The 24,580-nt window shown below is 75.2% G+C and carries 12 protein-coding genes; 9 read left to right on the forward strand and 3 right to left on the reverse strand.

What is annotated here, in order from left to right; all coding sequences use genetic code 11:
• Positions 1 to 248 precede the first annotated feature (248 nt).
• The 3 genes from P8A18_RS01905 to P8A18_RS01915 are packed head-to-tail and all read right to left on the reverse strand — an operon-like array spanning position 249 to position 6,873.
• Entirely contained in the window at positions 249 to 3,407 is a 3,159-nt protein-coding gene (locus tag P8A18_RS01905) for a non-ribosomal peptide synthetase (protein ID WP_306051147.1), read from the reverse strand.
• A 29-nt stretch (positions 3,408 to 3,436) separates the two neighbouring features.
• Entirely contained in the window at positions 3,437 to 4,540 is a 1,104-nt protein-coding gene (locus tag P8A18_RS01910; RefSeq protein WP_306051150.1) for a branched-chain amino acid aminotransferase, read from the reverse strand.
• 35 nt (positions 4,541 to 4,575) lie between these two features.
• Positions 4,576 to 6,873 (reverse strand): amino acid adenylation domain-containing protein, encoded by a 2,298-nt coding sequence (locus P8A18_RS01915; protein WP_306051152.1) that lies wholly within the window; start codon positions 6,871 to 6,873, stop codon positions 4,576 to 4,578.
• A 163-nt stretch (positions 6,874 to 7,036) separates the two neighbouring features.
• On the opposite strand from P8A18_RS01915, the gene P8A18_RS01920 reads away from it, so the two are divergent.
• The 9 genes from P8A18_RS01920 to P8A18_RS01960 all read left to right on the forward strand — a co-directional run bounded on the left by P8A18_RS01920 (position 7,037) and on the right by P8A18_RS01960 (position 24,568).
• On the forward strand, positions 7,037 to 7,660 hold the full coding sequence (locus P8A18_RS01920; protein WP_306051155.1) for a helix-turn-helix domain-containing protein: 624 nt from the start codon (positions 7,037 to 7,039) through the stop codon (positions 7,658 to 7,660).
• Between the two features lies 1 nt (position 7,661).
• Complete coding sequence (locus P8A18_RS01925) at positions 7,662 to 9,017, forward strand: MFS transporter (protein ID WP_306051158.1); 1,356 nt, start codon at positions 7,662 to 7,664, stop codon at positions 9,015 to 9,017.
• Positions 9,018 to 9,290: 273 nt separating this feature from the next.
• Positions 9,291 to 12,551 carry a non-ribosomal peptide synthetase gene (locus tag P8A18_RS01930; RefSeq protein ID WP_306060619.1) on the forward strand — a complete coding sequence of 1,087 codons (3,261 nt, stop codon included), beginning with the start codon at positions 9,291 to 9,293 and terminating at the stop codon, positions 12,549 to 12,551.
• Positions 12,548 to 18,115, forward strand: a complete 5,568-nt coding sequence (locus P8A18_RS01935) for a non-ribosomal peptide synthetase/MFS transporter (protein ID WP_306051160.1) — start codon at positions 12,548 to 12,550, stop codon at positions 18,113 to 18,115. Before P8A18_RS01930 ends, P8A18_RS01935 begins: the two co-directional genes overlap by 4 nt.
• Entirely contained in the window at positions 18,112 to 19,617 is a 1,506-nt protein-coding gene (locus P8A18_RS01940) for a class I adenylate-forming enzyme family protein (protein WP_306051162.1), read from the forward strand. Before P8A18_RS01935 ends, P8A18_RS01940 begins: the two co-directional genes overlap by 4 nt.
• Entirely contained in the window at positions 19,614 to 22,634 is a 3,021-nt protein-coding gene (locus P8A18_RS01945; protein ID WP_306051164.1) for a non-ribosomal peptide synthetase, read from the forward strand. Before P8A18_RS01940 ends, P8A18_RS01945 begins: the two co-directional genes overlap by 4 nt.
• 4 nt (positions 22,635 to 22,638) lie before the next feature.
• Positions 22,639 to 22,863: an MbtH family protein gene (locus tag P8A18_RS01950; RefSeq protein WP_306051166.1), complete on the forward strand. Its 225-nt coding sequence runs from the start codon at positions 22,639 to 22,641 to the stop codon at positions 22,861 to 22,863.
• Positions 22,860 to 23,126 (forward strand): acyl carrier protein, encoded by a 267-nt coding sequence (locus tag P8A18_RS01955; protein ID WP_306051168.1) that lies wholly within the window; start codon positions 22,860 to 22,862, stop codon positions 23,124 to 23,126. The genes P8A18_RS01950 and P8A18_RS01955 overlap by 4 nt, the downstream gene beginning before the upstream one ends.
• Complete coding sequence (locus P8A18_RS01960) at positions 23,123 to 24,568, forward strand: condensation domain-containing protein (protein WP_306051170.1); 1,446 nt, start codon at positions 23,123 to 23,125, stop codon at positions 24,566 to 24,568. Before P8A18_RS01955 ends, P8A18_RS01960 begins: the two co-directional genes overlap by 4 nt.
• Positions 24,569 to 24,580 lie beyond the last annotated feature (12 nt).

The raw sequence follows: 24,580 nt of genomic DNA on the forward strand, positions 1-24,580 counted from the left end.
GCCGGCACAATTCCCCCCGAACCATGACTCACTCTCCTGCCCGGCCGATGGGCCGGCGGCAGAAGTCCGGGCCGGTCTGGATCTCAGCCCGGCACGTGATTGCCCGGTTCCCCCTGAGATCAGGGTGAACCAGCGACAACTTACCCATCCGCAGGGGAAAAATGCGACGCGCGTAGCTAAGAGGCTCCGCCCGGCCCCCGCAGCCGACGGAGCCGGGCCGCGGGGGCAGGTCCGCCGCGGCCCGGGGCTCAGTCCTCTGCCGTGGCCGCGACGCGTACCGCCTCCGTGAAGTCGCCGAGGCGGGTGCTGTCGAAGAGGGTGCGCACGGGCAGCGCGAGGTCGAAGTCCTGCCGGAGCCGGACGATGACCTGGGTCGCGCTCAGGGAGTTGCCGCCGAGCGCGAAGAAGTCGTCGGTCCTGGCGATGGATTCGGTGCCGAGCACCTCGGCCCAGATCTCCGCGACCGCCTCCTCCAGCGGCCCGTCCGGGGCCTCGGCCACGGCGTCGGCGCCGTGCGCCCGCTCCGGCGCCGGGAGCGCCGTGCGGTCGACCTTGCCCGCGCCGGTCACCGGCAGCCGGTCGAGCAGCACCACGTGGGACGGCACCATGTAGTGCGGCAGGCTCCGCCCGCACAGCTCGCGCAGTTCGTCCGGGACGGGCGCGGCGCCGGCCTCGGCGACCGCGTAGGCGACGACCGTCCGCGTGCCGGGGGTGTCCTCGCGGACCACGACCGCCGCTTCCCGGATCCCCGGGTGGGCGGCGACCGTCCGCTCGATCTCGCCGAGTTCGATCCGGAACCCGCGTATTTTCACCTGGTCGTCCAGGCGCCCGAGGAATTCGAGTGCGCCCGCTTCGTCACGGCGGACCAGGTCGCCCGTCCGGTAGAGCCGCCGGCCCGGTACGCGGGCGAAGGGGTCGGGCACGAAGCGCTCGGCGGTCAGGGCGGGCCGCCCCAGGTAGCCGCGGGCGACCGTGGGCCCCGCGACGCACAGCTCGCCGGGCGCGCCTTCGGGGACCGGGCGCATTTCCTCGTCGAGGACGTGCACCGCGGCGCCGGGCACCGGGCGGCCGATGGGCACGCCCGCCGTCCCGTCGGCGGTGACCCGGTGCCAGGTGGACCAGATGGTCGCCTCGGTCGGCCCGTAGAGGTTGAAGAAGCGCCGGCCCCCGGCCCAGCGGGCGGCCAGTGCGGGCGGGCACGCCTCGCCGGCGACCGCGACCGTCCGCAGCGCCGGGAGGCCGCCCTCCGCGACGAGCGCGGCCAGCGCGGACGGCGGCAGTACCAGGGCGGTGATCTCCTGTTCCCGGAGGAACGCGGTCAGATCGACGGGCACGCCCCGGTCCATGGGGGCCAGGTGCAGGGCCGCTCCGGCGCCGAAGGCCATCAGCATCTCGAAGACGGACGCGTCGAAGCTCGCGGACGCGAAGTGCAGCACCCGGTCGTCCCCGGTGAGTCCGAGCACCGAGCCCATCGCGTCGGTCACCAGGCGCAGGCCCCGGTGCGGCACCCCCGTGCCCTTGGGGCGGCCGGTCGAGCCGGAGGTGTAGATGACGTAGGCGAGGTCGTCGGCCCCTGTGTCCGGGGCGGCGGGCGGGGTGTCCGGGGCGTTGGCCGCCTCGGCGGTCAGGTCCTCGATCAGCGCGGTCGTCGCCGGCCGGGCCGGGCCGGGGAGGTGGCCGGCGGTGATGACGAGGCCGGGGGCGGCGTCGTCGGTCATGTAGCCGATGCGTTCGGCCGGGTAGGACGGATCGAGGGGCAGGTAGGCGGCGCCCGTCTTGAGGGTGGCGAGGACGGTGACGACCTGGTCGAGGCCGCGTTCGAGGTGGATGCCGACGAGGGTGCGCGGCCCCACCCCGTGGGCGGCGAGGACGTGGGCCAGGCGGTCGGCCCGTCCGGCGAGTTCGCGGTACGTCAGCCGCCGGCCGCCGGCCACCAGCGCCGTGGCGTCCGGACGGCTGCGGGCCACGGAGTCGAAGTGCCCGGCGAAGGTCCACCGGGCGTCGCCGGCGGCCTCGCCCACGCCATCGGGTTCCCGCGGCACCGTCCTGGCGAGTTCCGCCACGGCCCGGTCGGGGTCGGCCACGACGGCACGGAGCAGTTCCACGTACTGGCGCTGCATGCGCTCGATCCCGGCGGGGCCGAAGAGGTCGGTGCGGAAGTCCCAGACGCAGTTGTACGTGTCCTCCTCGCGCAGCACCGCGACCACGAGGCCGACGGGCGCGGGCGCGCTGGCCATGACCAGGGGCTCGAACGACAGGCCGTCGGTCGCCGCGCCGGGCCGGTTCAGGTCGGCGAGCTGGAACATCACGTCGAAGAGCGGCCGGCCGCGCCCCTGTTCGTCGTCCGGGGCGAGCGCCTGGACGACCTGCTCGAACGGCACGTCCTGGTGCGCGTACGCCCCCAGCGTCACCGCGTGGACCCGGGCGAGCAGCTCCCCGAACGACGGGCCGCCGCTGAGGTCGAGGCGCAGCCCCACGGTGTTGACGAAGAATCCGATCAGGTCCTCCAGCTCCGGCCGGGTGCGCCCCGACAGGAGTGAGCCGACCACGACGTCGTGCTGGCGTCCGTACCGGCTGATCAGTACGCCGAACGCCGACAGGAGCACGGAGAACAGCGACGCGCCCTCGCGGACGGCCAGCGCCTCCAGCTCGCCGACCAGGGCGTCGGGGAGGCCGTGCGACCGGGACAGGCTCGTGGGGGCGCCCTGGGTGTCCTGGCGCCGGTGGAAGGTGAGGCGTGGTGTCTCTCCCCCGAGCCGGTCCCGCCAGTACGCGAGCTGCCCGCGCTGTTCCTCGCCCGCGAGCCATTCGCGCTGCCAGTCGGCGTAGTCCGCGTACTGGACCGGCGGTTCGGGCAGGGGCGAGGCGGCCCCGGAGGCGAGGGCCGGGTACAGCGCGACCAGTTCGGTGTGCAGGATCTGGAGCGACCGGGCGTCGCAGGCCAGGTGGTCGAGGGTGAGGAGCAGCACGTGCCGGTCGGCGGACGTCCTGAAGAGGACGGCGCGCAGCGGCAGTTGCGCGGACACGTCGAAGGGGGCGTGCAGTTCGCGTTCGCCCTCGACCCGCCAGGCGCTCTCCGGGTCGGCGCTGCGGGTCAGGTCCGCCTCGCGCAGCGGCAGCACCGCCGCGGCCGAGATGAGCTGGACGAGTTCGCCGTCCTCCAGGACCAGCCGGGTGCGCAGGACCTCGTGGCGCCGCAGGATCTCGCCGAGGACGCGCCGCAGCACCCCGGTGTCCAGGGAGCCGTGCAGCCGCAGCCCCATCTGGATGTTGTACGTCGCGGCGCTGTCCTCCATCTGCTCCATGACCCACAGGCGCTGCTGGGCGAAGGATGCCGCGGCGACGAACTCCTGCTCGCCGTCCGGTGCGGGTGCGGGTGCCGGCCCGGCGACGTTGGCGGTGGTCATGTGAGGGGTCTCCTGTCGGGCGTGGGTGGTCAGTGGGTCCGGGCCGTACCGGGCACGCGCCGTATCCAGTGGGCGAGGTGCGGTGTCCTGCCCTGCTGCGCGGCGGCGAGGGCCTCGCGCACGGCCAGCGTCACCCGCCCGGGTCCGCCGTCCGCGACGTCCCAGCGGTCGTCTCCGTCGTGCACCGTGCCGATGGGGGTGACCCCCGCGCCCGTGCCGCAGGCGAAGGCTTCGGTGAGGTCACCGCTGCGGCACGCCCGGCGCCACTCGTCGGCCGACAGGCGTTCCTCGGCGGTGTCCAGGCCCAGGCGCCGGCCGAGGGCGAAGACGCTGTCGCGGGTGATGCCGGGCAGGATCGTTCCGGTGCGCGGCGGCGTGACGAGGCGTCTTCGCGCGCCCGTGCCCCGTACGAAGAAGACGTTCATGCCGCCCATCTCCTCCACCCAGTGCCGCTCCGCCGCGTCGAGCCAGATGACCTGGTGGCAGCCCGCGAGCGCGGCGCGCTGCTGGGCCGGGTAGCCGGGGGCGTAGTTGCCGGCGCATTTGATGTCGCCGGTTCCGCCCGGGGCGGCCCTGCTCTGGTCCCGGGCGACCCAGACGGAGACCGGGTCGGGCCGGTCGGCGAAGAAGCCCCCGGTCAGGAAGGCGATCATGAGGAACCGGTACTCCCGGGCCGGCCGCAGGGCCAGCACGGGTTCCGACGCGTAGAGCACGGGCCTCAGGTACAGGCTGAGCGCGGGGTCGTCGGGCAGCAGGCCGGCGTCGGCGCGCACGAGGTCGTCCGCCGCGCGCAGAAACGTCCCGACGGGCAGTTCGGGCATGGCCAGGCGCCGGGCCGAGCGCTGGAACCGCCGGGCGTGGTCCTCGGGGCGGAAGACGCCCAGCGTGCCGTCGGCCTGGCGGTGGGCCTTCAGCCCTTCGAAGACCACCTGCCCGTAGTGCAGTCCCACCATCGCGGGGTCCATGGCCAGCGGGGCGCGCGGCCGGAGTGTGTCCGGTTCCCATCCCCCGTCGACGGTCCAGGCCGCCGTGACCATGTGGCCGGTGAAGGTCTCGCCGAAGGCGAAACGGGTGGGGGCGGCGGGCTGCGGCGGGGCGTGGCCCGCCTCGGGCTCGACGGCGGACTCGGTCATGGCGGCTCCTCGGTTCGGCGGCTGGGCCGCGGGGGCTACACGAGCGGGGCGAAGAAGTAGGTGTCCCGGGTGGCGAAGGTGAGTTCGGGCGTCAGGGTGAAGAAGTCGGCGAACCGCAGTCCCACCCGCTCCCCGCTGCGCAGCAGTCCGTGGAATTCGCCGTGCACCGCGACCCGGTTCCCTTCGGCCACGGTCCCGGTCAGGGTGTGGGTGCCTTCGGCGATGATGCGTTCGCCCCGGTAGAAGCGCCGCAGGTCGTCGTGGCCGACCAGCGGTTCGTAGCCGGGGCGGTGGTAGCGGGCGTCCGGCGCGAACAGGGCGAGCAGGCCCTCGACATCGCCGGCGTCGACGTGCGTGTAGTACGCGCGGATGCGGCCGAGGACGGTGGCGTCGGCGGCCGGCTCGCCGTCGGGGGCCGTGGCGGGAGCGGTGCGGCGCGTGGTGCGGGCGACGCGGCTGACCCGGGTGATGGCCCGCACGGGCGCCGCCGCGGGCTCCTCGGTCCGCAGCCGGTCGACCTCGGCGGCGACGCCGGCCAGTGTGGACGTCCGCCGGTAGAGGAAGGCCAGCGGCAGTTCGACGCTCCACTCGCTCCGGATGCGGGCGGTCATCCGGGTGGCGAGGAGGGACTGCCCGCCCAGGTCGAAGAAGCCGTGGTCCCGGCCCACGCCGTCGGACTTCAGGAGTTCCTCCCAGACGGAGGCGAGATGGCGCTCGGTCGCGGTGGCCGGCGGCGTGTACGCGCGGTCCTCGGACCGGCCGGGGCTCTCGGGGGTGGGCAGCGCCTTCCTGTCCACCTTGCCGTTCGGCGTCAGGGGCAGGGCCGCCAGCAGGACGACGGTGTCCGGGACCATGGCGGGCGGCAGGCCGCGCCGCAGGAACGCGCGCAGTTCGGCCGGTGCCGGGGGCTCGTCGGGGCCGGCCGGCACGGCGTACGCGGTGAGTCCGGCGCACCGGGCCCGCTCGTCGCCGCGCGGCACGACGACCGCGTCGGACACCCGGGGGTGGCGGCGCAACCGCTGCGCCACCTCCCCGGGTTCGACGCGGAATCCGCGGATCTTGACCTGGTCGTCGATGCGTCCGACGAAGCCGAGCAGGCCGTCCGGTCCCCTGGTCACCAGGTCTCCGGTCCGGTACAGGCGGGCACCGGGCACCGTGCCGAAGGGGTCCGGCAGGAACTTCTCGGCGGTGAGCGCGGGCCGGGCGAGGTAGCCGTGGCCCACACCGGGTCCGCCGACATACAGCTCGCCGGGGGTGCCGTCCGGGACGGGGGCGCCCTCCTCGTCCAGCAGATGGACCGTGCGGTCGCCGGCCGGGCGGCCGACGGGGATGCCGGCCGGCCGTGCGGTGTCGGCCGGCCCGATGGTGTGCACCGTGCTGAAGACCGTGCACTCCGAGGGCCCGTAGCCGTTGACGATCCGGGTGCCGGGCAGGGCCCGCAGCGCGCGGGCGACGTGTTCGGGCGACAGCGCCTCGCCGCCGGTCAGCAGGTACTTCAGCCCTCCGAGCAGGCCGGCGTCGATGTCCACGAGCGTGTTGAAAGCGGCGGCCGTCAGCCACAGGACGGTGGCGGAGTGGGCCGCGGCCTCCCGGGCGACGGCCCTCGGGTCCCCTGCGTCCGCTTCGCACACGACGACCGTGCCGCCGCTGAGCAGGGCGGGGTAGAGGTCCAGGATGTGGCCGTCCCAGGAGAGCGCCGAGTGGTGCACCGCGACGGCTCCCGGCCCCCAGTAGGCGTAGTCCTCACCGTCGAAGAAGCCGGTCACCGCCCGGTGCGGGACCTCGGTGCCCTTGGGCGTGCCGGTGGACCCGGAGGTGTAGGGCACGTACAGGACGTCCTCGGGGCCGACGGCGACGCCCGGGTCCGTCTCCGGCCAGGTGCCCGGACCGGCGGCGGCCGGGTCGAGTACGGGAGCGCCGAAGAGCCCGGGGCCGAGGGCGCCGTCGGCGGCCGGCCCGGTGAGGACGAGGGCGACGCGGTTCTCGGCGGCCATCATCCGCAGCCGGTCCGCCGGCTGCCCCGGGTCCAGCGGTACGTAGCCCGCGCCGGTCTTGGCCGCCGCGAGCATCGCCACGACGAACTCCACGGACCTGGGCACGGCGAGCCCGATCCGGTCCCCGGCCCGGATGCCCCGGTCGATGAGGAGGTGCGCCAGCCGGTTGGCCCGCGCGTTGAGTTCGCGGTAGGTGAGCGGCCGGTGCCGCCGGACGAGCGCCACCGCGTCCGGAGTCCGTCGCGCCCATGCCTCGAACAGGGCACCGACGCCGCCCGGTCCGCCGGGTGCGGTGCGAAGCCTTCGAGGCCCGTCCGTCGTCTCACGGCCCACGTCCACCAGGACCTCCCTCGGTACGCGGTTGATGTGGCGTCACCGTGCTCCGGGCGGCTATCGGCCGGGCTTCCCGCCTCTATCGACCCCGGGACAGGGGCTGTTGGCCGTGTCCGCGAACTCAAAGCAATCGCTTGACATTCGCACCCCCACCCCTCACTTTCAAAGCATGTCCTTTGAAAAGCCGCCGCCCGATCCGAGGACGCATGTCCTGAGCGATCCCCGGACCATCCGCGCCCTGGCCCACCCCTTGCGGGTGGACCTGTACGCGCTCATCGGCAGGGAGGGGCCGCTCACCTCCGCCGAGGCCGGACGCAGGCTCGGCGTCAGCCAGGCGCTCGCCTCCCACCACATCCGGCAGCTGGCCCGCCACGGCTTCCTCACCCGCGCCCCCGGCCGTGACAACCGCGAGCACCCCTGGCGGGCCGTGTCGAACTCGATGAGCTGGCGCGGTGCCGGCTCGACCGAGGAGGGCGCGGCGGCGGCCGACCTGCTGGAACAGGTCTTCATCGAAGCGGCCGTCAACCGCTATCTGGCCTGGCAGGGGGAGCGCGGGGCCTCGGAGCCCGGCTGGCGCGACACCGCCGGGGTCGGCTTCAACAGCGTGCATCTGACCGGCGACGAACTGCGCGGCCTGGTCGAGGCGATCGACGCGCTGATCAAGCCGTACGTGGAGTCGCGCCCGATGGACGACCCGGCCACGCACCCGGAGGGCAGCGCGCTCGTGGACCTGACGTACCTGGTCTCCGTGGAAGCCCGCGCGGCGGACCCCGACGAACCTCCGGAGGGATGACATGGGTGCCTTACGGCAACTCCTGCTCCAGCAGCGCGACTACCGCCTGGTCCTGTCCGCCGGGCTGATCTCCCTCACCGGGGACTGGGTCCTGCGCACCGGGCTGGCGTACCAGATCTTCCACATCACCGGCTCCACGCTCGCCTCCGGCGGCATGCTGCTGGCGTCGTTCCTGCCGCAGGTCCTGCTCGGGTCGACGGCCGGCGCGCTGGTCGACCGGTGGGACCGGCTGCGCACGATGATCACGGCGAACGTGCTGCTGGCGGCCGGTCTGCTGCCGCTGCTGCTCGTGGACGGCCCCGACCGCATCTGGATCGTGTACGCGGTGATGTTCTGGGAGGGCACCGTCCAGATCTTCTTCGAGCCCGCCGAGAAGGCCCTGGTTCCCCTGCTGGTGGAACCCCGTCAGCTGATCACGGCCAACGCCCTCAACGCCCAGAACGCGGACATCGCCCGGCTGATCGGCGGGGCGCTCGGCGGCGTGACGGCGGCCCGGGGCGGGATCGGCGCGCTCACCCTGCTCAATGTGTCCACCTTCGCGCTCTCGGCGCTCCTGCTGACCCGGGTGGCCGCGCGGGACGGGAAGCGGAGCGGGAAACGGAGCCGCCCGCGCGGGGAGCGGCCCGTTCAACGGCGTGCCGCCACGGGCCCCGTGCGCCGTCTGCTGTCGGTGTGCTCCGCCGCCCTCGGCCCGACGTGGCAGCACCGGCCGCTGCGCGTCGTCCTCGGCTTCATCGTGCTCACGGGAGTGGGGCAGGGGATCATGAGCACGCTGTTCGCCCCCTTCGTCGTCGATGTGCTCCACGGCAGCGGCGCCGCCTACGGCACGGTCGTCTCCGCCCAGGCGGTGGGGGGCATCGCGGGCGGCCTGGCCACGGCCGTGATCGGCGACCGCTTCCGTCCGGCCCGGCTGTGGACCGTCGGCGCGCTGCTCACGGGACTGATCGACCTGGTCATCTTCTGCTACCCGCTGGCGCTGCGGGACGCGGGCGTGGGGCCCGCGATCGTCTGCGTGGTCGTGGTCGGGCTGCCCGCCGCGCTGATGTTCACCGGTCTGATGACCGTCATCCAGGACGCGACGGACGACGCCGCGCGGGGTCGCGTCTTCGGAGTGCTGGGCGCGGCCGAGGCCGCTTCGATGCTCGCCGGCATCGCGATCGGCGCGACCGGCGGCGAACGGCTCGGCATCATCCCGCTGCTGACGGTCCAGGGGTTCGGTCTGATCGCGGGCGGCTTCCTCGCTCTGGCGTACGGCAGGCAGCCGCGGCCACCGGCCGGAGTGCCGCAGCCCCGCGCCGGGGCCACCGGCCCGCAAGGGGCGCCTCAGGCCGTGGAACCCGCGGACCGTCCGGCCTGAGGGGAGGATCGGATCCCCGAGGAGTGCGGGCGTCCGGGAGCGGGTTTCAGCCGTTTTCCCCTGATCCGGGGCAGCGGAACGTTTGAGCGGGACCCTCGATATTCTGGTCCAGACCATTGACCCGCCGTTCGCTCGCTCTCTAGCATCTGCGGCATCACGGCACCCTCCCGGGGCAGCTGTCCCCCTCCCCTCACGCGTCACCCTCAGGCCGTGCACGCATACGGATTCAGCCAGTTCGGCCGGACCGTCCACGACCCGGCCCCCAGGAGCGTCATGCCCGCATCGGACCAGCAGCCCCACCCGTCGGCGCCCGGAGTGTCCGGGCCGCCGGCCGGGACCCACGCGGCGGCTGTTCTCTCCGTCGGGCAGGAACGCCTCTGGTTCCTGGACCAGTTCGAGCCGGGGGACCCGGCGTACAACATTCCGCTCGTGCTCCGGCTCACCGGCCCCCTCTCACCGGAGGCCCTCCGGGCGGCGCTGGACGCGGTGGCCGGCCGGCACGACGCGCTCCGCAGCCGGTTCCCCGCCACCGACGGACGCCCGTACGTCGTGGTCGGCCCGCCGGCCCCGGTGCCGTTCGACAGCCGTGATCTGCGGGGGTGTACGGACGCCGACGCCGCCGCGCTGACCGGCGAGTTCACCAACCGGGCGTTCGACCTGGCGCAGGGGCCGTTGCTGCGCGCCGCGCTGCTGCGCACCGGGGAGAGCGCGTACACGTTCTGTCTCGTCGTGCACCACATCGTCGCCGACGGCTGGTCGCTCGGCCTGCTGCGCTCCGAACTCGCCGCGCTCTACTCGGCGTACCGCTCGGGCGGCGGAGCGGAGCTGAGCGAGCCACCGTCCTACCTGGCGCACGCGGCCGCGGAACGCGCCTGGCTGGACGGCGCCGGGGCCACCGCCGCACTCGGCCACTGGCGCCAACTGATCGACGGCGCCGAGCCCCTGGCGCTCCCCCTCGAACGCCCTCGCCCCGAAGTACCGAGCAGCCGGGGCGCCTACCACACCCGGGTACTGCGCGGCCTGGGCGGCGCGGTCGAAGCCTTCGCCCGCGCGCGGCGGCTCACCCCCTTCATGGTGATCGCCGCCGCCTATCAGACCCTTCTGCACCGCTGCACCGGCCAGGACGACTTCTGTGTGGGCGTCCCCACCGCCGCGCGGACGACGGTCGACAGCGAGCGGACCGTGGGCTACTTCTCCTCCACCCTCGTCCTGCGCGCCGACTTCTCCGGCACCCGGTCGTTCGACACCGTCCTGCGGCAGATCCGGGGCGACTGGCTCCGCGCCCTGGCCCACGGCCGCGTCCCGTTCGAACGGCTCACCGAGGAGCTGCGGCAGGACCGGGACACCGGCCGCACGCCCGTCTTCCAGACCCTGCTGACCGTGCACACCCAGAGCGGCGGCGCCCTCGGGGAGCACCGCTTCGCGGATCTCGTCTGCGCCGAGGGGGACGGCGGCCACACCGCCGCCAAGTCCGAACTGAGCCTGGACGTCCGCCCGGACGGTGACGATCTGCACGCCGTCTTCGGCTACCGCACCGATCTCCTGGACGCGGAGCAGACCGCCCGGTTCGCCGCCCGCTTCGAGGTCCTGCTGCGCGCCGCCCTGGAGGCGCCCGGTACGCCCGTGCACCTGCTGCCCCTGCTCGACGAGCGGGAGTCGGCGCTGCGGCGGGACGAGGCGGCGGGACCCGCTCTCGCGCCGTACCCGCCGACGGTCCTCGCCGCGATCGACCGGGCGGCCCTGACCGCCGGCGCCCCGGCCCTCGTCGGGCCCGGGGAAAGCCTCACCCGCGGGGAGCTCGCGGACGCCTCCCGCGCGCTGGCCGCCCGGCTCCTGGCACACGGTGTCCGCCGCGGCGGCCTCGTCGCGTTCTGCCTGCCGCGCGGCCCGCGGCCGGTCGTGGCCATGCTCGCCGCCTGGCGCGTCGGCGCGGGCTTCCTCGCGCTGGACCAGGAATACCCGGCCGCCCGGCTCGACTTCATGCTGCGGGACAGCGGGGCGGCGGTCCTGCTGACCGCCGACGGCGAGCCCGTCACGGGCCTCACCTCCGATGTCCCCGTCCTGTCCGCCGCCCCCGGGCCCGGGACTCCGGCCGGGCCGCTCCCCGGTCCCGGCACCGAGGCGGGCCCGGACGATCCCGCGTACGTCATCTACACCTCGGGCTCCACCGGCACGCCCAAGGGCGTCCTCGTGCCGCACCGCGCGCTCGCCGCCAGGGTCGCCTGGATGCGCCAGGGGTACGGTCTCGGCGAGAGCGACCGGGTCCTGCACAGCGCCTCGCTCTCCTTCGACACCAGCGCCGAGGAGATCTTCCCGGCCCTGGCATCGGGCGCGGTCCTCGTCACCGCCCGGCCCGGGGCCGCTCTCGGCGACCAGCTGGCCGAGCCGTACGCGGCCGGGATCACCGTCCTGGACCTGCCGACCCCGTACTGGCACCATCTCGTCGCCGACCTCGGTGAGACCCCGTGGCCGGACACCCTGCGCCTGGTCGTCCTGGGCGCCGACCAGGTGCGCGCCGAGGCGGTCGCCGCCTGGCGGGCCCGGTTCGGCGACACCGTACGGCTGGTGAACTCCTACGGCCCGACGGAGACCGCGGTCATCGCCACCACGGCGGAGCTGGGCGCGGCGGACGGGCTGCGCAGGCCGCCCATCGGCCGCCCCATCGGCGCGACCACCCTGGCCGTGCTGGACCGCAACGGCACGCCGGTGCCGCCCGGCACACCCGGCGAGCTGGTCATCGGCGGGGCCGGGGTCGGCGACGGGTACCTGGGCCGCCCCGGGGTCACCGCCCGCGCCTTCGTGCCCGACCCGGACGGGCCGCCGGGGGCCCGCCGCTACCGGACCGGCGACCGGGTCCGGCGCCGGGCCGACGGGCAGCTGGAGTTCCTGGGCCGGCTCGACGGCCAGGTGAAGGTGCGCGGCTTCCGGGTCGAGCCGGGCGAGGTCGAGGCCGCGCTCACCGCCCTGCCCTCGGTGGCCGAGGCCGTGGTGTCCGCCCGCGAGGACCGGCTCGTCGCCCACGTCGTGCCGGCCCCGGACACGGCCCCGCCGGACCCGGCCCGGCTGCGCGCCGAACTGGCCGCCGCGCTGCCGCCGCACCTGGTGCCCAGTGCCTGGGCCGTGCTCGACCGTCTGCCGCTCACCCCCAACGGCAAGGTGGACCGGGCGGCCCTGCCGGACCCCGGGGCCGCGTCGCCCGGCCGGGCCGCCTTCGTGCCGCCCGGGACCGAGGCGGAGGAACTGGTGGCGGACATCTGGCGCCAGGTGCTCGGCACGGGACCGGTCGGCGCGGACGACGACTTCTTCGACCTGGGCGGCCACTCGCTCCTCGCGACGCGGGTCATCGCCCGTCTCCGTGCCTCCGTCGACCTCGCCGTCCCCCTGCGCACCCTGTTCACCCACCGCACCTGTGCCGCCTTCGCCGAGGCCGTGGAGGCCGCTCTGACCGCCGAGATCGACGCCCTGTCGGACACGGCCGCCGAAGAACTGCTGGCCGCGCAGGACGCACTGGAAGGAAGCCGGCCCCGCTCATGAGCGCCGACACCGCCCGCCCGGCAGAACCCGCCGCCGCCCGCCCGGCAGATCCCGCCGCCGCCCGGCTCTCGGCCGCCAAGAAGGAACTGCTGCGCCGCCGCCTGGCCGCGCGCCCCGCCGCCCGCGCCACCATCCCCCGCCGGGACCCGGGCACGCCCGTCCCGCTGTCGTTCGCGCAGGAACGCCTGTGGTTCATGGAGCAGTTCGCCCCGGGGACCGCCGCGTACAACATCCCGGTGGTCCGGCGGCTGCGCGGCCCGCTGGACGCCGGCGTGCTCCGCGCCGCTCTGGACACGGCCGTCGCCCGGCACGAGACGCTGCGCTCGCGCTACCCGGCCACCGACGACGGGCGCCCGCTGCTGGTCATCGACCCGCCCGGCCCGGCCGCCCTCACCGAGGCCGCGGCCGGCTCCCCCGACGAGGCCGAACGCCTGGTGGACGAGGCGTCGGCGGTGCCCTTCGACCTGGAGCGGGGCCCGCTGCTGCGGGCCCTGCTGATCCGGCTCGCCCCCGACGACCACGTCCTGCTCCTGGTGGTCCATCACAGCGTCAGCGACGGCTGGTCCAGCGAGGTCCTGCTCGGCGAGGTGCTGCGCGGCTACGCCGCCCGGGTCGCGGGCGAACCCGACCCGCTGCCGGAACTCGCCGTGCGGTACGGGGACTTCGCGCTGTGGCAGCGTGAGCAGCTGAGCGGTGAGCGGCTGGCCGCCGAGGTCGCCCACTGGTCCCGTGAACTGGCCGGGGTCGAACCGCTGGAGCTCGCCTTCTCCCGTCCCAGGCCGCCCCGTCAGACCTTCGACGGCGCCGGGCACGCGTTCTTCGTCGACCGCGCACTCCTGGACCGGCTGGCGGCGCTCGGCCGGCTCCACGACGCGACCGTCCACATGGTGCTCCTGGCCGCCGTCCAGATCCTTCTCGCCCGCTTCAGCGGCCGGCGCGACTTCGCGGTCGGCTCCCCCGTCGCAGGGCGCTCCGAACCGGAACTCGAAGCCCTGGTCGGCATGTTCGTGAACGTGATCGCGCTGCCGGCCCGGCTGGAGGGCGACCCGTCGTTCACCGAGCTTCTGCGCCGTACCCGCGAAACCTGCCTGGACGCCTACGCGCACCAGGAGCTGCCGTTCGCACAGCTGGTCAGCGAGCTGAAGGTGGCGCGGGACGTGTCGCGCCCGCCCGTCTTCCAGGCCGTCCTGGCCGTACAGAACTACGCCACCCAGCGCGACGCGGGATCGGACGGCCCGCTGACGGCCGAGCCGTTCGGGGTGCGGGCCAGCGGGACCCGCTTCGATCTCGAACTCTTCCTCCAGGAGTGGCCCGACGGGCTGCACGGCTCGTTCAACTTCAACACCGACCTCTTCGACGCGTCCGACATCGCGCGTCTCGCCGACCACCTCGGCAGACTCCTGCGCTCCGTGGCGGATGCCCCCGGGACGCCGCTGTCGGGCCTGGCCGGGCCCACCCCGGACGAACGCGACAGCGAGACGCGCCGGTTCAACGACACCGCCGTGGACCGCCCCGCCACCACCCTCACCGCCCTGGTGGCCGAGCAGATCGCCCGTACGCCCGACGCGGTCGCCGTGGCCTTCGACGGCCGGCCCGCCCTCACCTACCGGCAGCTCGACGAGCGGGCCGACCGGATCGCCGCCCGGCTGGCCGCCGAGGGCATCGGGCCGGGCGGCCTCGTCGCCATCTGCTCCGAACGCTCCCCCGACCTCGTGGCCGGCCTCCTCGGCATCCTGCGCACCGGCGCCGCCTACGCCCCGCTGGAACCGGGCTACCCCGCCGAACGCCTGGCCTTCCTCCTCGCCGACAGCGACGCACCCGTCCTGCTGACACAGCGCGGACTGCCCACGCCGCACGGCTGCACCGCGCAGATCATGCTGCTGGACGATCCCGTGGAGCCGCCCCGTTCGCGCCGCCGGCCGGCCGGCCCCTGCCCCGACGATCCCGCCTACCTCATCTACACCTCGGGCTCCACCGGCCGCCCGAAGGGTGTGCCCAACACCCACCGGGCCATCGCCAACCGCATCCAGTGGATGCAGGACGCCTACCGTCTGGGCCCGGAGGACGCCGTCCTGCAGAAGACCCCCGTCGGCTTCGACGTGTCGGTCTGGGAGTTCTTCTGGCCCCTGGCGACCGGAGCGCGCATCGTCCTCGCCAGGCCCGGCGGCCAGAGGGACGCCGGCTATCTGCTCGACCTCATCGCCACGGCCGGTGTCACCGTCGCGCACTTCGTCCCCGCCATGCTGACGGTCTTCCTCGCCGAGGAGGGCGTCGAGCGGTGCACGGCACTGCGCCGCGTGATCAGCAGCGGGGAGGCCCTGCCGCCCGACACGGCCCGCGAGCTGACCGGCCGGCTGCCGCACTGCGCCCTCGCCAACCTGTACGGGCCGACGGAGGCCGCCGTCGACGTCTCCTCCTGGGAGTGCGCCGGCCCCCTGGAGACGGTGCCGATCGGGCGGCCCATCGACAACACCCGGCTGTACGTGCTGGACGCCGCCCTGCGCCCGGTGCCGCCCGGCGCCCCCGGCGAACTGCACATCGGGGGCACCGCGGTGGCCCTCGGCTACCACCGCAGGCCGGGGCTGACCGCGGCCCGGTTCGTGCCCGACCCGTACGGCCCGCCCGGCTCCCGGCTGTACCGCACCGGGGACCTGGCCCGCCGCCTCCCGGACGGCACCCTCCAGCACCTGGGCCGCGTCGACCAGCAGATCAAGCTGCGCGGGCTGCGGATCGAACCCGGCGAGACCGAGGCCGCGCTGCGCGCCCAGCCCGGGGTCGCCGACGCGGCCGTCGTCCTGCGCGAGGACCGGCCGGGCGACAAGCGCCTCGTCGGGTACGTCGTGGCCGCCGCCGGATCGGACGATCCCGAGCCGGCCCGGCTGCGTACGGCCCTGAAGCGGCTGCTGCCCGATCACCAGGTGCCTTCGGTGGTGGCCGTCGTCCCCGCCCTGCCGCTCACCCCCAACGGGAAGCTCGACCGCCGCGCCCTGCCCGCTCCCCAGCTGCGGCGCCCCTCCGGCGCCGCCCGCCCCGCCACCGAGGTCGAGCGCCTGCTGGCCGGCGTCTGGGGCGAGGTGCTCGGCCTGACGGAGGTCGGCGCGGACGAGGACTTCTTCGACATCGGCGGCCACTCGCTCCTCGCCACCCAGGTCGTCGCCAGGGCCCGTACCCGGCTGACCGAGGCGGGGGCGCGGCCCGTCAGCGTCATGGACCTCTTCACCCACCGCACCGTCCGCGACCTGGCGGCCGTCGCCGCCCGGGACGAGCGGGACGACGCCCCGAGGCCGCTGCTGCACCGGCTCACCCCGCCCGTGTCCGCCGCCCACCGCGCCCGCACCTTCGTCTGCGTGCCCTACGGCGGCGGCAGCCCCGTCGTCTACCAGCCCGTCGCCGACGCGCTGCCCTCGGACGTCGAGCTGTGGGCGGTCGCCGTGCCGGGCCACGACGTCGGCGTCACCGAGGAGTCCGTGCCGTTCGACGAACTGGCCCGGCGCATCGCGGCCGAGGTGCGGGAGCGGACCGGGGGTCCCGTCGTGGTCTACGGCCACTGCGCGGTCGGTACGGCCCTGGCGATCGCCGTCTCCCGGCTGCTGGAAGCGGCCGGGCACCCCCTGGAGGCCGTCTACGCCGGCGCCCAGTTCCCCTTCGCCCGGCCGCGCAGCCGGGTGCTCAACGCGCTGAGCCGCGTCGCCTCCCTCGAACCGCTGCTCGGGGACCGGGTCTACGCGAACTGGCTGATCGGGCTCGGCGTGAACACCTCCGACCTCGACAAGGAGCAGGCCGCCTTCATCATCGGCAACATGCGCCGCGACACGCAGGCCGCCGAGGACTACTTCACCCGGGCCATCGCCGAAGTCGCGGCCGGCGCGCCTCGGTTGCGCGCCCCGCTCATCTGCCTGATCGGTGACCAGGACCCGGCGGCCGACTTCTACCAGGAGCGCTACCGCGAGTGGCTGCTGCTGGCCGAGCGCTCCGCCGTGGCCGTGCTCGACCAGGGCGGACACTTCTTCCTCAAGTACCGGGCCACCGAGGTCGCCGACGCGGTCACCTCCGTGCACCTCGCGGTGCGCGACGGGGCGACCGGCGAGCTGCCCGCCCGCGATCCGCTGCACTCGTGGTGGTTCCACGGGGACACCGGGCCGGTCGCGGCCGCGGACGACGGGGCCGGTGCCGAAACGCCCTCGGGGGGCACGGAATCCGACGCCGGACCCGAGCCCAGCATGCGCCGGTTCCTCGTGGTCGCGAGCGGCCAGCTGGTCTCCATCACCGGTTCGGCGCTGACCGAGTTCGCACTGCCCCTCTGGATCCTGCTGAACACCGGTTCCCTCACCCGGTACGCGCTCTACGCGGTCGTCGCCATGGTCCCCGGCATCCTCGTCGGCCCGCTCGCGGGGGCCCTCGTCGACCGGATGGACCGGCGCACCGTGCTCCTGGCCGGGGACATCACCGCCTGCACCACGCAGGCCGGGCTCCTGGCCCTGCTCCTCACCGGGAACCTGCACTCCTGGGAGGTGTACGTCCTGCTCGGCGTGCTCTCCCTCGCCCTGACCTTCCAACGGCTCGCCTACGCCTCCGCGGTCCCGCAGCTCGTACCCAAGCAGTACCTCGGCCACGCCAACGGAATCGTCCAGCTCGCCTTCGGCACCGCCCAGTTCGTCGTCCCTCTGGTGGCCGTCGCGCTGATGGCGGCGATCGGTCTGCGCGGCATCCTCGTCATCGACGTGGCCAGCTACGTCCTGGCCATCGGTGTCCTGCTGGCGGTGAAGTTCCCCCGGACGCTGCCGTGGACCCGGCGCGAGTCGCTGGTCTCCGAGATCCGGCACGGCTTCGCCCATTCCTGGCGCAACCGGGGCTTCCGGGCGATGCTGCTGTGGTTCGCGGGGCTGAACATCTTCCTCTCCCCGCTCTTCCTGCTCATCACCCCGATGGTCCTCGCCTTCGACGACCTCCAGGGCGCGGCGCGGGTCGCGGTGGCAGGCGGCGCGGGGGCGATCCTGGGCGGCATCGTCATGGGGTTCTGGGGCGGCCCCCGGCGCCACCGGCTGCGGGGCATGCTCGGCCTCGCGGCGCTCCTCGCGCTGGCCGGAGCCGTCACCGGGCTGCACGCGGGTCTCTGGGTGATCGCCGCCGGGGCGTTCGGCATGTCGTTCGCGCTCTCCCTCGTCAACGGCGTCTACTCCACGATCGTCCAGGTCAAGGTGCCGCAGCGCTTCCACGGCCGCGTCTTCGCACTGAACACCCTGGTCGCCTGGTCCACCCTGCCGTTGGGCCACGGCGTCATCGCCCCGCTGGGCTCCTCGGTGCTGGGGCCCCTGATGGAGCCGGGCGGGGCGCTCGCCCCCGTCTTCGGCCCCCTGATCGGCACCGGGCCGGGGCGCGGCATCGCCCTGATGTACGTGCTGTTCGGCTGCGCCATGCTCGGCCTGGTCGCGCTCGGCCTGCGCCTTCCGGTACTGGCGCGCTTCGACCGGGACGTGCCCGAGGCGGAGCCGGACGATCTGGTCGGCCTGCGCGAGCGTGCCCGTATCGCCGCCGCCCGCCGCGCGAAGGAGATCCGGACATGACACCGACAGCGGTCGCCACGCTGCCCGCCCTCCTCGCCCACCGTGCCGCGGCGCACGGGGAGCGCACGGCCCTGGTCACCGGCCGTGACCGGCTCGACTTCGCGTCCTGGCAGGCCCGTTCGGGGGCGTACGCCTCCGCGCTGCGCTCCGCCGGCGTGCGGCCGGGGGACCGCGTGGTGCTCCACCACGGCACGGGACGGTGGACGGACTTCGCCGTCGCCTTCCTCGCGGTGCTGCGCGCGGGCGGGGTGGCCGTCCCGCTGTCCGACCGGTCCGCGCCGGCCACCACGGCTTACGTGCTCGCGGATACGGGGGCCCGCTTCCTGCTGCACGGCGCGGGGGACCCCCTGCCCGCGCTGCCCGGCGGGACCGCCGTGCTGACGGAGTCCGACGCCGACGGCCACCCCTCCCGGCCGGACCTGCCCGAACCCGCGCCCGGTGACCTCGCCCAGATCCTCTACACCTCCGGCACCACCGGCACCCCGAAGGCGGTCGGCGCCCGCCACTCCAACCTGGCGTACGGGTGCACCTCGGACGAGCGCAGGCGGCCGCTGCGTCACTCGTCCGCCTTCCTGCACGCCTTCCCGGTCGGCACGAACGCCGGCCAGACCATGCTGGTCAACGCGCTGAACGCGTACGCCGCCTGTGTCACCGCCCCGCAGTTCACCCCGGCCCGCTTCCTGCGCCTGCTGTCGGAGCACGACATCGGGAGCGTCTTCCTCGTCCCCGCGATGGCGATCGAACTGCTGGCGTCGCCCGCCCTCGCCGACGCGGGATCTTCGGGCGCGCGGGACGCCGTGCGCCTGGTCGGTTCCACGGCCGCCGCCCTGCCCCAGCCGGTCGCGCTCGGCCTCGGCCGGGCCTTCCCGAAGGCGCAGATCGTCAACTACTACACCTCGACCGAGGCGGCGCCCGCACAGATCACCCTGCTGTTCGACCCGGCGCGCCCCGACTCGCCCGGCCGTCCCGCCTCGCTGGCCGACCTGCGGGTGACCACGCCCGGGGGCGCGCCGGTCGCGGCGGGGCAGCCGGGCGAGCTGTGGCTGCGTTCGGCCGCGACCCCCCGGGAGTACGTGGGTGAGGCGGACGCCGAGGTCTTCCAGGGGCGCTGGATACGCATGGGCGACCTGGGCCGGGTGGACGAGGAGGGTTTCCTGCGTCTGCTCGACCGGGAGCGCGACGTCGTCAAGTCGGGCGCCCACAAGGTCTCCACCCTCCAGGTGGAGGACGCCCTGCACGCCCATCCGCAGGTCCGCGACGCCGCCGCCTTCGGGGTGCCGCACCCGGTGCTGGGAAGCGTCGTCGCCGCCGTGGTCGTCGCCGACGACGACGGCCTGACCGCCGGCGCCCTGCGGGCCTTCCTGCTCGACCTGCTGGCCGTCCACGAACTGCCCGCCACCGTGCTGTTCCGCGACGCCCTGCCGCGCAATGAGGCCGGCAAGGTCCTCAAGCGCGAACTGCGCCGCATCCTCGCCCAAGACGACTCCGAGGCCATCCTGTGAACGCGACCCTCAGCTCCGCCCAGCACGGCGTCTGGCTCACCGAGCGCACCCTGGACACCGCTTCCGCCTATCACCTGACCCTGGCCGTACACCTCGACGGCCCGCTGGACGCCGACCGCCTGGTCCGGGCCTGCTCCGCCGTCGCCGCCCATCACCCGGCCCTCACCACGGTGTTCGCCGCCGACGGCACCCCGGGGCCCGGCACCGGACCGTCGCACCCGCGCACCGCCGAGTGCGCCGCCGGTGAACTCGACGCGCTTCTCGCCCGGGAACGGGCCCTGCCCTTCGACCTCGTCCACGGTCCGCCGCACCGCTTCCTGCTCGTCCGGCTGTCCCCCGTACGGCATGTCCTGGTCCTGACCGTCCATCACCTCGTCTTCGACGGCGAGTCCAAGGACCGGCTGATCGACGACCTGGCCGCCGCCTACCGGGGCGGTCCGCTCGCCCCTGCCGCCCCGCTGCCGGAAGGCGCTCCGTCCCGCGACGCCCTCGCGGAGGCCGAGGCGTACTGGGCGGCCCGCTGGCACGACCCGGCCGCGCCCCCGCTGCCGGGGCTCGTGGTCTCCTCCGTGCCCGGCACCGCGCCCGCGCCCGGCGCGGAGACCGCGTGGAGCCTCGGGCCCGACCGGGCCGCGCGCCTGGGCGCGACGGCCGGGCGGCTCGGGCTCACCCGCTTCGAACTCCTCACCGCGTCCTGGCACGCGCTGCTCGCGCGCTACGGCGACCCCGCCCCGGTGACGGCCATCGAGCTGTCGCTGCGTCAGCCCGGCGCGGCTCGGGGCGTGGGGCCGGCCGTCAACGAGCTGCCCCTGTTCACCACGGCCGACCTCGACGCGCCGTTCGCGGTCTGGGCCCGGACGGTGCGCGCCGAGCTGCGCGCCCTGTACCGGCACCGGACCGTCCCGCTGGGCCGCTCGGTGCGCGGGCTGACCCCGCGCACCGCGCTCACCCCGCTCTCGCTCAGCTACCGGCGCCTGGCCGCTTCCCGGCCGCGCCCCGATTTCGGTGCCGGGGTGCGCGCCGAGGTCCGCCTGCTCGGCTTCTGCGGCACCGCGCGCAACCTCGTGCACCTCCAGCTCGTCGACTGCGGTTCCGAGGTGGAGGTCAGTCTCCAGTTCCGCGCCGCCGCGCTCACCGCCGACGGGGCACGACGCGTCGCGGACCACTGGACGACCCTTCTCGACGGCGCGCTGGCCGAGCCGGGGACGCCGGTCGCCGACCTGCCCCTGCTGGCGCCCCGGGAGCGGGCCGCGCAGCTGGCCGCGCCGGAGCCGCGCCCCGGACTCGCCCGGCGCACCGTGCCCGAGCTGTTCGCCGAGGCGGTGGCGGCCCGTCCGGACGCGATCGCCGTGGTCTGCGGCGACGAGACCCTGACCTACGGTGAACTCTCCGCGCTCGTCGCGCACGCGGCCGACGCGCTGGCCCGCCACGGTGCGGGCCCCGGCACGCTCGTCGGGATCGAGCTGCCGCGCGGGCGCGACCAGTTGGTGGCCGTCCTCGCCTCGCTGGCCCTCGGGGCCGCCTATCTGCCGCTCGACCCCGGCTACCCGGCCGAGCGGCTGGCGTTCATCAGGTCCGACTCCCGCCTCGCGCTCCGCGTCACGACGCGCCCCGAAGGCCCCGGCGACCTCGCCCCGGCCGCTCTCGCACCCGCCGGCCCGGACACCCCGGCGCTGCCGTCGGGCCCGACGCCCGGCCATCCCGCCTATGTGCTCTACACCTCCGGATCGACCGGGCGGCCCAAGGGCGTGGAGGTGCCCCACTCCGCGCTCGCCAACGTCCTGGGCGCCCTGCGCGACCATCTGGGCTCCCGGCCCGATGACCGCTGGCTGGGGCTCACCTCGCTGTCCTTCGACATCTCCGCCGTCGAACTGCTCCTGCCCCTCATCAGCGCAGGCCGCGTCGTCCTCGTGCCGGAGGGCGGCCACCGCGACGGGCCCGCGCTCCTCGGACTCATCGGCCGCGAGGAGGTCACGCACGTCCAGGCGACGCCCAGCGGGTGGCGGATGCTCCTCGACGCGGGTCTCGGCGGGCACGCGGCGGGGCTCACGGCGCTGACCGGCGGCGAGGCGCTGCCGCCCGCCCTGGCCACGGACCTGGGCGCCGTCAGCAAACGGCTGGTGAACGTCTACGGGCCGACCGAGACGACCATCTGGTCCACCCTGGCGGAGCCCGCCGTGAGCGACGGCGGAGAGGTCCTCATCGGCGAACCGCTCGCCAACACCCGCGCCTACGTCCTGGACGAGCGGCTGCGCCCCGTCCCGTACGGGCTGCCGGGTGAGCTGTACCTCGGCGGCGCGGGCCTGGCCCATGGCTACCGGGCCCGTCCCGGCCTGACCGCCACACGTTTCGTCCCGGACCCGTACGGTCCGCCCGGGGCCCGCCTCTACCGCACGGGCGACCTCGTCCGGCGCCTGCCCGGCGGCGGCCTCGTCTGCCTCGGCCGCTCGGACACCCAGATCAAGCTGCGCGGCCACCGTATCGAACTGGGCGAGATCGAGGCGCGGCTGACGTCGCATCCCTCGGTCGCGCGGGCCGCCGCCGCGGTCCACGGGGCGGAAGGCGACCGCAGGCTGAGCGCCTATGTCGTCCCGGCCGGCCCGCCGCCCACGGCGGAGGAACTGCGCGCCCATCTCGCCGCCGCGCTCCCCGCCGCCGCCGTGCCCGCCACCTACACGGTGCTGGAGGTCTTCCCGCTCACACCGAACGGCAAGCTGGACCGGGCCGCGCTCCCGGAGCCGGTCCCGGAGCGCGGGCCCACGGCCGGTGACGACGGGGGGCCCTGCTCCGGCCCCGCCGCCGACGCGGTGCTCGCCATCTGGCGGGAGGTCCTGGAGCTGGACGATCTGGGCCCCGACGAGGACCTGTTCGACCTCGGGGGCCATTCCCTGACCATCACCGCGATCGCCGCCCGTATCCACCGCACCCTGGGTGTGGACCTCCCGTTCGACGTCTTCTTCGACGCCCCCACCGTGCGCGGCGTCGCCGCCGCCGTCACCGCCCTGCGCAAGGAGTAACACCATGACGGATCAGATCCGCTACCTCGTGGCCGTCAACGACGAGGAGCAGCACGCCCTCTGGCAGGAAGGCACCGAACTGCCCGCGGGCTGGCGGGCCGAGGGCTTCAGCGGCACCGAGGAGGAGTGCGTCGCGCACGTCGACCGGGTGTGGCCGGACATCCGGCCCCTCAGCCTGCGCCGCCGTCTGGCCGACGAGGCGGCCCGGCAGGCGGGCGGTGCCAGGTGACCGCGCCCGCCCCGACCCCGTACAACATCGCCCGGCTCGTCGAGCGGGCGACGGACGGCCGGATCGACGCCGCCGGTCTCGTCGGCTCCACCGAGCCCCTGGCCGCGCTCGGCGTCAGCTCGCTCTCCCTGCTGCGGCTCGCCGACAGCCTGGAGTCCGAGTACGGCGTGCTCATCGACCTCGGCGACCGGGCGCTGTACACCGAGGGTCTCGCCGGGCTCACCGAGCGGGTTCGGAGTCTGGCCGCCGGGGGCACGCCGTGACGGCGGCGGCCGGGGACACGCTCGTCCCGGACCCGGCGGTCGCCGTCCCCTTCGCGGGCGGCCGGACCGGCGACGCCCCGCTCACCTGGGGCCAGCGTGCGATCTGGCACGCGATCGGGCGCACCGCGCCCAACGACCACTACTTCAACATCGGCCGGGTCCTGCCGCTCGCCGACCGGGGCGCTGTGGTGGACCTGCACCGGCTGACGGGCGCGCTCGCCGCGCTCGTCGTCCGCCACGAGGCGCTGCGCACCCGGATCGCGTCCGGCGACGGCGGAGAGCCGCGCCAACGCCTTTACTCCCAGGGGCTGCTGGAGGTACGCGTCCACGACGTGCCCGAACCGGCCGAGGCCCCGGGGGCGGCCGATGCCCTGCTGTCGTCCCTGGTCGCCCGCCGTTTCGACTACGCGGACGAGTGGCCCGTACGGTTCGGTGCCGTACGCCACGAGGGGCGGATCACGCATGTGGTGCTGGCGCTGTGCCATCTGGCCGCCGACGGGCACGCCGCCGAGGTCCTGGTCCGTGATCTGCGGCTGCTGGCCCGCCGCGGGTCGGCCGGTCCCGCCCGCGCCGGGAACCCTCTCGATCTCGCGCACCATCAGGCGTCCCCGGCCGGCCGCCGCTCGGGCCGGGCGGCACTCGCGCACTGGGAGAGAGGGCTCCGCGCGGCGCCCCCGACGATGTTCCCCACCCCGGTCGCCGAGCCGCGCACTCCCCGTTTCTGGACGGGCCGGCTGGTCTCCGCCGCGCTCCCCCGGGCCGTCGACGCGCTGGCCGCCGCGCACCGGGTCAGCGGCTCGACGGTGCTCCTGACCGCCTCGGCCGCCCTGGTCGCCGCCGGTCAGGGGCACCCGGTCGCGGCGGTCATGCCGATCGCGGGCAACCGCGCGGCCGAGGGCCACCGCACCCTGGTCACCACGCTGTCCCAGGACGCGCTGTTCGTGCTGCGCATGGACGAGGTGGCGGGCCCGGGCGCCGGCTTCACCGATCTTCTGGCGGGCGCCTGGCCGGCCGCGCTCGCCGGGTACCGGGCCGCCGCGTACGACCCCGCCGACTGGGACGCCCTGCTGGAGCGGGCGGCCGTGGAGCGCGGCACCGAGGTGCATCCGTACTGCTGCTTCAACGACATGCGTCTGGTGGAACGCCCGGCGGCGCCCGGCCGGGCGCCGCTTCCGGACGAACTCGCCGCGCTCCGGCGCCGCAGCGTCCTCGACTTCCCCGCCACCCAGGACCGCGTCGCCTGCCGGTACTGCCTGCACGTGAGCGGGGACGACAGCGCGCTCACCGTCACCCTGACCGCCGACACCGCGTTCCTGCCGCCGGACACCATCCATGCCCATCTGCGCGCCATCGAGGAGGTCGTCGTGACCGCGTCGGCCGGAGAGCCGCCCCTGCTGGCGGAGCTGCCTGGGCTCCTCGCGGCCGAGGGAGCCGTCCGATGAGCACGCCCCTCG

This window comes from Streptomyces sp. Mut1 (genome assembly GCF_030719295.1).
GTDB lineage: Bacteria > Actinomycetota > Actinomycetes > Streptomycetales > Streptomycetaceae > Streptomyces > Streptomyces castrisilvae.